Genomic DNA, 1,256 nt, shown 5'->3' on the forward strand with positions numbered 1-1,256 from the left:
GCCCGCTCCACCTTCCTCGGCTGCGCGCTCCTCGGCGCGCTCCTGCTGCTGCCCTCGGCAGCGGCGGCCCGGACCGTCCTCCTCCAGAAGGACGGCCAGTGGCAGCTCCAGGTGGACGGGCGGGCCTACGTGGCCCGCGGCGTCACCTTCAGCGGCAGCAGCAACAGCACCGCCTACGACGCGGACTGCGCGCGGCTCGCGGCGCTCGGGGTGAACACCCTGCGCACCTGGGGCACCGGCTCGGAGACGCTGCTGCTGCTCGACGCCGCGCACAAACAGGGACTGAAGGTGCTCGTCGGCCTCTGGATGCGGCACGGCCAGCCCGGCGCGGAGGGCGACGACACCTTCGACTACACGCGCGACGCGGCCGGAATGAAGCAGCAGCACGAGGACACGCTCCAGCAGGTGCGCCGCCTCAAGGACCACCCGGCCGTCCTGGCCTGGGGCGTGGGCAACGAGGTCATCCTCAACAGCCCCGACGACGCGGCGAAGGAGGCCTACGCGCGCTTCCTGGAGAAGGTGGTCCGCGACCTCAAGAAGCTCGACGCCGACCATCCCGTCATCTCCGTGGACGCGTGGACGCTGGCGGTGCCCTGGTGGGAGAAGCACGTGCCGTCGCTCGACGCGTATGGCCTCAACGTCTACGGCGGCGGCATCCACGCGCTGCCCGCGGCCCTGGCGCAGGCGGGCGTGAAGAAGCCCTGGTTCATCACCGAGTTCGGCGCCCAGGGAGAATGGGACGCGCCCAAGGACGCCCACGGCGTGCCCCGCGAGCCCACCGACGCGGAGAAGTACGCCGCCATCGTCGACGGGTGGAACACCGCCCTGGCGCCCCACGTGAAGGCGGGCCGGTGCCTGGGCCTGTTCGTCTTCAACTTCGGCGCGTCGTTCGACCACACGGGCCTCTGGCTGGGCATGCTGTCCGGGAGCGCCACCCGGCCCGCCTGGTGGGCGGTGCGCGAGGCCTACACGGGCCAGAAGCCCTCCACGCCGCTGCCCCGGATTGACGCCGTGGCCGTCCAGGGCGCGGTGCGCGAGGGCCCCACCACCTGGGCGCTGGTCCACGTCGACGTCGCGGACAGCGCCCCGAAGCGCCCCAGCGTCTCTTTCGCCTACAACTTCCGGAGCGCGGCCACGCGGCACGAGCGCGACGAGGTGCGCCGGCTGGACGCCCAGCCCGGCCCCACGCCGGGCACCTGGCGGGTGCGGATGCCAGCGGTGCGCGGGGCCATCAAGCTCTACGCGCTCGCCAGGGA

Annotated in this window: 1 protein-coding gene; it reads left to right on the top strand. The window is 73.1% G+C overall.

The features are described 5' to 3' along the window. Positions 1 to 1,256: glycoside hydrolase family 2 TIM barrel-domain containing protein (locus tag G4D87_RS37920; RefSeq protein ID WP_163787612.1), on the top strand; the 1,256-nt coding region annotated here is incomplete at both ends.

This window comes from Myxococcus vastator, assembly GCF_010894475.1.
Taxonomy (GTDB): Bacteria; Myxococcota; Myxococcia; order Myxococcales; family Myxococcaceae; genus Myxococcus; species Myxococcus vastator.